Source organism: Isoptericola sp. NPDC056578 (assembly GCF_042793275.1).
In the GTDB taxonomy this organism is placed as follows: domain Bacteria; phylum Actinomycetota; class Actinomycetes; order Actinomycetales; family Cellulomonadaceae; genus Isoptericola.
In genome coordinates this window covers 42,939-51,034 of sequence record NZ_JBHTVC010000035.1, presented here as the reverse complement: position 1 = coordinate 51,034, position 8,096 = coordinate 42,939, and the positions used below count along the sequence as shown (strand labels likewise).

The window sequence follows — 8,096 nt, the reverse complement described above, 5'->3', positions numbered from 1 at the left end:
ACGTGGCTCCCTACGAGGTCCCACTGGTTGGGACGAGCACCCGGGCCGGGCGACCACGCTGGTCGCGCGTGTCCCGACGGGTTGTCGACAGGCTCGACCAGCAGGGTCGACAGACGGGTTGTCAGCCGATGAGGTGGCGCAGCGCGAGCTGGTGCAGACGCACCAGACCGTAGTCGCGCTCGGCGACCGCGTCGATGTCGACGTCCTCGTAGGCGGAGCGGTCCGCGAGGAAGGCGTCGAACGACTCGCCCTCGGCCAGGGTGGGCTCGCCCAGCTCGAAGATGCCGGCGTGCTCGAACGCCTGCTGCACCTCGGCGTCGGCGCGGTACGCCTTCGCCTTGGCGGCGAGCATGTCGTACGTCTCCATGTTCGCCTTGGCCGACTCCCACACGCCGTCGAGGTACTCGGTGCGGCTGGGCTTGTAGTCGAAGTGGCGCGGGCCCTCGTAGCGCGGGCCGCCGTTGGGGAAGCCGTTCTCGAGCATGTCGACCGTGAAGAAGGCGCTCAGCAGGTCGCCGTGACCGAAGACCAGGTCCTGGTCGTACTTCGGGCCGTGCTGGCCGTTGAGGTCGATGTGGAAGAGCTTGCCCGCGTACAGCGCCAGCGCGAGGCCGTGCGTGTAGTTGAGGCCGGCCATCTGCTCGTGGCCCGTCTCCGGGTTGAGGCCCACGATGTCGCCGTTGTCGAGCGTGTCGATGAGGGCGATGGCGTGGCCGATGCTCGGCAGGAAGATGTCGCCGCGGGGCTCGTTCGGCTTGGGCTCCAGCGCGATGCGCAGGTCGTAGCCCTTCTCCTTGATGTAGGCGGCGACGGTGTCGATGCCCTCGGCGTAGCGGGCGTGCGCGGCGTGCAGGTCCTTGGAGTTGTCGTACTCCGTGCCCTCGCGGCCGCCCCACATGACGAAGGTGGAGGCGCCCATCTCGGCGGCCAGGTCCGCGTTGCGCAGCACCTTGCGCAGGCCGTAGCGGCGCACCTCGCGGTTGTTCGAGGTGAACGCGCCGTCCTTGAAGATCGGGTGCGTGAAGGTGTTGGTGGTGACCATCTCGCAGACGAGGCCGGTCTCCTCGGAGGCCTTCTTCACCGAGTCGATGTGCTTCTGGCGGTCGGCACCCTCGGCGCCGAACGGGAAGACGTCGTTGTCGTGGAACGTGAAGCCCCAGGCGCCGAGGTCGGCCAGCTTGCGGATGGACTCCGCCGGGTCCAGGTCGGGGCGGGTCGCGGTGCCGAACGGGTCGGCCGCAGGCCAGCCGACGGTCCACAGGCCGAACGAGTACTTGATGTCGCTCACGGATCTCTCCTCGTCGAGTTTTGTTGTACGGCTGAACTATTGCGCGTCGCTGGGCTAGAGTCAACACGTGCCAGCCACCTCGACGACGACGCCCGCAGCGGCGCCCCGCGTGCCCGACGGCGGGGCCGCGTCGCGCCAGCACACGCTCCGCGAGCGGAACCTGCGCCTCGTCGCCGCGGCCGTGTTCGAGGCCACCGCACCACCGTCGCGCGCCGACGTCGCCGCCGCCACCGGCCTCACCCGGGCCACCGTCTCGACCCTCGTCGACCGGCTCGTCGCCGGCAGGCTCGTGGCCGAGCTGCCGCCCGTCGCCGCCCAGCGCGCCGGCCGCCCCGCCGTGCCGCTCGTGCCTGCCGGGCGGTCCGTCGTCGGGCTCGGCCTCGAGGTGAACGTCGACTACCTCGGCGCGCGCGCCCTCGACCTGGTGGGCGACGTCGTCGCCGAGCGGGTCGTCACCGGGTCGCTGCACGACTCCGACCCCCGCGAGGTGCTCGGCCGGCTCCGGACGATCGCCACCGAGGTGGTCGCCGAGGTCGAGGCCGGCGGCATGCGCGTCGCCGGGGCGCGGCTCGCGCTGCCCGGGCTCGTCGACGTGCGCGGCGCGCGGCTGGAGGTGGCGCCCAACCTGGGCTGGTCGTCGGTCGAACCCGTGCCGGAGCTCGACCTGCGGACCGGCGACGGGGGCGCGCTCGACGTCGAGGTGGCGAACGAGGCCAAGCTGGCCGCCCTCGCCGAGCTGGCCGGCGACGTGCCCTCGTCCTTCCTCTACGTCTCCGGCGACGTCGGCGTCGGCGCGGGGATCGTCGTCGACCGGCACCTGTTCCTGGGGGAGCGGGGCTGGAACGGCGAGATCGGGCACGTCGTCGTCGACCCCGCCGGCCCGCGCTGCTCCTGCGGCGCCACGGGCTGCCTCGAGCAGTACGCCGGCAAGGAGGTGCTGCTGCGCGGCGCCGGCCTGCCGTCGTCGGCGCCCGTGCACGCGATCGTCGACCTGCTGCGCGCCGGCGACGACGCCGCCCTCGCCACCGTGCGCCGCGGCGGCCGGGCGCTCGGCGCCGCGCTCGCGACGTTCGTCAACCTCGTCGACGTCTCCACCATCGTGCTCGGCGGCGCGTACGCCGAGCTGTTCGGCTGGGTCGGGCACGTCGTCGAAGGGGTCGTCGAGGAGCGCGCCCTCGCCGCGCCCTTCGCGCCCGTCGACGTGCGCCCCGCCGCCGCCGGACCGCACGCCGCCCTCACCGGTGGCGCGCGCGAGGTGCTGCGGTCGGTGGTCGCCGACCCGGCGCGCTGGGTCTGATTCCGGTCGAGGGTTCGTGGGCCGCTAGGCTTGGGCGCTAGTCGGGGCCTCAGGTCTGGACTACCGGCTGCCTCCGGCGGCCGCGCCTGCGTAGCTCAGTGGATAGAGCAACCGCCTCCTAAGCGGTAGGTCGCGCGTTCGAGTCGCGCCGCGGGCACCGAAACTCCGGGAATTCCGGTGCATGTTCATTCCCGTGTCAGTGGTGTGCGGGAGTGTTCCCCCCGTGACGCGCTTTGCGACATTCCGGTTCTGCCTCGATCCGACGGTCGAGCAGATCGGGGCGCTCGAGCGACACGTCGGAGCCTCGCGGTTCGCGTACAACCAGTGCCTGCGGATGGTCTTCGACGCGCGCAGCGCCAGGGAGTCAGGCGCGACGGTCAAGGTGCCGCGCACCGGTTATGACCTCATCAACGGCTTCAACCGGTGGAAGAAGTCGGCGGCAGCCGGGCGGATCTTCGCCGTCGACTCCGAGGGCGTCGCCGAGGTGTGCGAGACGGGCCTGACGTGGCGGCGCGAGGTCTTCCAACAGGTCTTCGAGGAGGCGGCCGTCGACCTCGGCCGCGGACTCGCAGCCTGGTCGGAGTCGCGGCGGGGCACGCGAGCCGGGGAGCCGGTCGCTCACCCCCGCTTCAAGAAGAAGGCGACGGCACGGCCGTCGTTCCGGCTCCGGAACCAGTTCCCCAAGGGCGGGAGGCCGGCGATCCGCGTCGGCGAAGGTCATCCGAGGTCCGTAAGGATCCCTGGGATCGGTGTACTCCGGGTGCGTGAGGACACGCGTCGGCTCCGCCGCATGGTGGCGGGCGGCCGTGCGCGGGTCCTCTTCGCCACGGTCAGCAGGGGACGCGGCCGGTGGTGGGTCTCGCTGAACGTCGAGGCTGCCGACCTGCACCCGGCGCGTCGGCACACCGAACCCGACGCCACCACGCCGTGGGTCGGTGTCGACCTCGGTCTGACGACGCTGGCGGTCGCAGCGTGCAGCGACGGCACGGAGGTCGACCGCATCGACGACTGGCCCCGCACGCTCACCGCCACCGCGCGGCGCCAGCGGCGCCTGCACCGCGCGGTCACGCGCAAGAAGCGCGGGTCGAGGAACCGTCGCAAGGCGGCGGACAAGCTCGGCCGCTACTACTTCCGGACGGCGGAGATCCGTCGCCGGTACGCCCACGAGGTCTCGAACCGGCTGGTCAAGAACCACGCCCGGTTGGTCATCGAGCACCTCGACGTCCGCGGGATGCTCGCACGCAACCCGAACCTCGCGAAGGCGATCTACGACGTCGGCTGGGGCCTCGTCCGCCGCCAGATCGCCTACAAACAGGAGTGGCGTGGTGGGGAGCTGGCGGTCGCCGACCGCTGGTTTCCGTCCACCAAGACCTGCTCCGGGTGCGGGGCGATCCGGGACATGGGCGGGGTCGCCCTGCGGACCTACGTCTGCCGCTCCTGCGGCCAGATGATCGACCGCGACCTCAATGCCGCGATCAACCTCGCCGTCTGGGCCGAGCTGCACCACGGTGCGGACGCCCGGGCCCGGGACCTTCACGCAGAGGGCCCGGACACCAACGCCCACCGATGGGAACGCTCTGGCCGCCGCATCCGCGACGGTGAAACGGGCCCAGGTGACGTGGGAACCGATGCCTGGGCCTTGCCGGTCTGAGCGGAGGACGCCCGAGAAGGGCGGTGCACAGCAGTTCTCGCAGGCGGCAGGTTCGAGGATGCTGGCACGCTGCAAAGAGAGGGTCGCAGGTTCCGGGTGAAGTAGGCCCTGACCGCCTGCTCCGTGATGCCCCGTTCGGAGCCCTGGGCTACGGTCCGGGAAAGTCCGTCGACAGCAACGGAGCTGGCGTGATGACCGAGGAACAGCCCTGGCACGAGGCGCGACTGATCCCGACGTCGGGCATCAATGGCGCCGAGGAACAGGAACGCCGAGCGACGTCGGCGCTGCTCGCCGTGATGGTCGCGGTGCGCGAGTTCGGTCGTGCCCTGACCAAGCCGTTCGGCGCGCCTGCCGGGACGGTGGAGGCCTTCATCGAGGTGCCGTTCTTGCTCGGTGAGAGGCGCCTCTACCCGGACGGACTCGTGCGGGTGCGTCGCGGACAGAAGTCGTGGACCGCGCTGATCGAGGTCAAGACCGGACGGAACGAGTTGGGCCGCGAGCAGATCGAGAACTACCTGGACATCGCGCGCCAGCAGGGGTTCGACGCCGTCATCACGATCTCGAACGAGATCCCGCCGATGGTCGGCCAGCACCCCACGAAGGTCGACAAGAGGCGCTTGCGGAAGGTCGAGCTCCACCACCTGTCGTGGACCAAGGTGCTGGCGGAGGCGGTGATGCAGAAGGAGTTCCGCGGTGTCGCGGACCCTGACCAGGCCTGGATCCTCGGCGAGCTCGTCCGCTACCTCGAGCACCCGAGGTCGGGAGCGCTGGAGTTCGAAGACATGGGGGAGAGCTGGGTCGCGGTGCGAGACGCGGTGCGGGCCGGCACGCTGCGTGCGAACGACAAAGGCGTGGAGGGCGTGGTCGCGCGGTTCGACGCATTGCTGCGCTTCGCGAGCCTGGAGCTGGGCCGCACGCTCGGGGCAGAGGTCGCGCCGGTGGTGTCACGCAAGGAGCAGGCGGACCCCGGGGCGCGGACGCAGTCGCTGGTGGCCTCATTGGTGGGCGACGGCATGCTGAGCGGTGCCATCCGGATCCCCGACACCGTCGGCAACCTGACGGTGACGGCGGACCTGCGAGCGCGCACGGTCACCTGCCACGTGGACGTGGAGGCGCCTCGCGAGGGCCGCCCCGCCACTCGGGTGCGATGGCTGGTGCGACAGCTCAGGAGCGCACCGGACGGTGTGCGGGTGGAGGCCTTCGCCGCCCATGCCAGGGGATCTGGCGCGGCGGAGCTGCTGCGTGACGTGCGCGACGACCCGGGGCGCCTCGTCGTCGACCCCAAGAAGGACCTGCGCTCGTTCCGAGTGGCGATGACTGCGCCCATGGGAGCCAAGAGAGGTCGAGGACAGGGCGGGTTCATCGACTCCGTCCTCGATGTCGTCGATGCGTTCTACGCCGATGTGATGCAGTACCTCAAGGCGTGGTCGGCGGCGCCGCCAAAGGTCAGGCCAGTGCCCGACGACGACGCCGAGGCCCGCGCCGGTGAACCGCTCGTGTCGACGTCGCTGTCGTCCCAGGACGGCGTCGAGCACGACTGATAGGCGCGTCGGAAGGGGGCCTACGCTGAGCGTTGTGACCTCCCCCGACGTCGAACCGCGCCTGGACTCCGCGAAACCGGCCGAGCAGTTCGCCGCCTACCTCGACTACTACCGTGCCGCCGTGGCGCGGAAGTTCGAGGGCCTGACGGACGACCAGCAGCGCACGAGCCTGCTGCCGTCGGGGTGGACGCCGCTGGAGCTGCTGACGCACCTGGTGCACATGGAGCGACGGTGGTTCGTGTGGGGCTTCCTGGGCGAGCAGGTCGCTCACCCGTGGGGCGACAACGTCGACGACGTCCCGGAGAGCCCCTGGCACGTGCCCGACGACGTGAGCCGCGACGAGCTGGTCGCCGACCTGCACGCGGGCGGCGTGCGGACTCGCGACATCCTGGCGAGCCATGACCTCGCCGCGCGGGCCGCCGTCGGTGGGCGGTTCACGGCGGACGGCGAGGTGCCGACGCTGCTGTGGATCTGCTTCCACGTGCTGCAGGAGTACGCCCGGCACGCAGGGCACCTCGACGTCGTCCGGGAGCTGGCCGACGGCGCGACGGGGGAGTAGTCAGTCCGCCTGCGCGTGCGCGATGTGCGCGAGCTGGCGCCATACGAGCACGAGGGTGAGGCCGGCACCGACGAAGCCGAACCACATGGGTGCGGTGAGGCCCCAGTGCTCGGCGAGCACGCCGCCGACGGCGTTGCCCACGACGATGCCGCCGAACACGCACATCATGTAGACCGACCCGACCCGGCCCTGGAAGCGGGTGGGGGTGGCGCGCTGCCGCACCGTGTTGGACACGGTGCCCCACACGAAGGAGTAGGCGCCGAAGACGAACAGGATCGCCATCGCGGCCCAGCCGGTCGTCGCGAGGGCGAGGGCGAGGTGGAACAGCACCTCGAGCGTCAGGCACACCTTCATCAGGGCGGAGAGCGACCACCGCCGCTCGAGCGAGCCGTACGAGAACGTGCCGATCAGCCCGCCGACGGCGGCGGCCGTGGTGAGCAGGCCGTACCCGACGGGGCCCATGTGCAGGTAGTCGAGCGAGTACTTCACGAGGATGCCCCACGGCGCGGCCCACGTGGCGTTGAAGACGAGGATCACCAGCGCGAGGGTGCGCACGGGCGGGTTGGTCCAGATCCACCGCAGGCCCTCGGAGATGTCGTGCCGCACGCGGCGGCGGCCGTCGTCCAGCCTCGCGTCGGGCGCGGGTGGCACGGGTGTGAGCACGACCTTGCTCACCAGCAGCACCGCGAGGAGCACGGTCAGCACCTGCGCGGCGAACGGCCACGCGGCTCCGGCGGCGAAGAGCGCCGCTCCCAACGGGGGCCCGACGAGCTGGTTGGCGGTGAGGAACCCGGCCTGCAGCCGCGCGTTGCCGATGCCCAGGTCGGCGGGGCGCACGAGCATGGGCAGCAGGGTCTGCGAGGTGGTGTCGGCGAACACCTCGGCCACGCCCATGAGCAGCATCGCCGCAAGGACCACGCCGATGTTCACGTGCCCGGTCACGATCACCACACAGAGCGCGGCGACGACGACGGCGCGCAGCAGGTTGGCGACGATGACGAGGCGGCGCCGGTCCAGGCGGTCGGCGAGCACGCCGGCCCACAGGCCGAACACCAGCCAGGGCAGGCGCTGCAGCATCGCGGCGAGGGCGACGAGCATGGCGGAGCTCGTCTGCGACGCGACGAGGAGAGGGCCCGCGGCGAGGGCGACGCCGTCGCCGATGTTGCTCACCCAGGACGCAGACATCAGCCACCGGAACCCGATGCCCATGCGGGCGGGAGCCACCGCCTCGACCACTCGTCTCACGGGCGTCCAGCCTAGGTGCCCGGGGCGGATGACCCCCTCTGATATTCCTCAGACCGCTTGCAAGGTTCGCCCCCGTGCCTTATTGACGAGGTCACGACGGCGCGGCACACTCTCGGGTGACGGCGCGCATCGCCCGCCCCCTGCGCGGTGCGCGCTGTCCCTTGCCGGGCCGAGCCCGGCCCGACGCCCCTTCGGACCCCCCGCCGAGGGGGCGTCAACACGCTCCCGTCCTCCACGCCCCCTTGCGGGTCGCTCGGAAGCGCGTGCTCCGGCGGTCCTCGGCGCGCCGACACCGGCGCGGGGGCCGCCCGTTCTACCGTGCTGGCGTGAGAGCCGCCCGACGATCCACCGCCACGACCGCGGTCGACCCCTCTGCCGGGGCACCCGCCGCGCCGGACCCGTCCCTGCGGACGGGCGCGGACGGCGGCCCGGCGACGGGAGCCGACACCCCCGACGTCGCCGCCCCGGCCCGGGGGGGGGGGCCGCCGGCCCCCCCCACCGCCAGACCCGCACCA

General features: G+C 71.9%; 6 protein-coding genes and 1 tRNA gene. 5 read left to right on the top strand and 2 right to left on the bottom strand.

What is annotated here, in order from left to right; translation table 11 throughout:
• Window positions 1-121: 121 nt before the first annotated feature.
• The gene (gene xylA, locus ACFQ80_RS14405; protein WP_430548692.1) at window positions 122-1,288 is read right to left on the bottom strand and encodes a xylose isomerase; all 1,167 of its coding nucleotides are present in this window, start codon (window positions 1,286-1,288) and stop codon (window positions 122-124) included.
• 67 nt (window positions 1,289-1,355) lie between these two features.
• Between xylA and ACFQ80_RS14400 the strand changes: the two genes are divergently transcribed.
• From ACFQ80_RS14400 to ACFQ80_RS14380, 5 genes are all read left to right on the top strand, one after another.
• The gene (locus ACFQ80_RS14400; protein ID WP_430564135.1) at window positions 1,356-2,585 is read left to right on the top strand and encodes an ROK family protein; all 1,230 of its coding nucleotides are present in this window, start codon (window positions 1,356-1,358) and stop codon (window positions 2,583-2,585) included.
• Between the two features lie 84 nt (window positions 2,586-2,669).
• Window positions 2,670-2,742: transfer RNA gene (locus tag ACFQ80_RS14395), tRNA-Arg, on the top strand.
• A 66-nt stretch (window positions 2,743-2,808) separates the two neighbouring features.
• Window positions 2,809-4,236: an RNA-guided endonuclease TnpB family protein gene (locus tag ACFQ80_RS14390; protein WP_430564134.1), complete on the top strand. Its 1,428-nt coding sequence runs from the start codon at window positions 2,809-2,811 to the stop codon at window positions 4,234-4,236.
• A gap of 191 nt (window positions 4,237-4,427) precedes the next feature.
• Window positions 4,428-5,777: a hypothetical protein gene (locus tag ACFQ80_RS14385; RefSeq protein WP_430564133.1), complete on the top strand. Its 1,350-nt coding sequence runs from the start codon at window positions 4,428-4,430 to the stop codon at window positions 5,775-5,777.
• A 34-nt stretch (window positions 5,778-5,811) separates the two neighbouring features.
• Window positions 5,812-6,336 (top strand): DinB family protein, encoded by a 525-nt coding sequence (locus ACFQ80_RS14380; protein ID WP_430564132.1) that lies wholly within the window; start codon window positions 5,812-5,814, stop codon window positions 6,334-6,336.
• Here the strand turns inward: ACFQ80_RS14380 and ACFQ80_RS14375 are convergent, their stop codons facing one another.
• Window positions 6,337-7,581 carry an MFS transporter gene (locus ACFQ80_RS14375; protein ID WP_430564131.1) on the bottom strand — a complete coding sequence of 415 codons (1,245 nt, stop codon included), beginning with the start codon at window positions 7,579-7,581 and terminating at the stop codon, window positions 6,337-6,339. It lies immediately after the preceding gene.
• Between the last annotated feature and the right edge of the window lie 515 nt (window positions 7,582-8,096).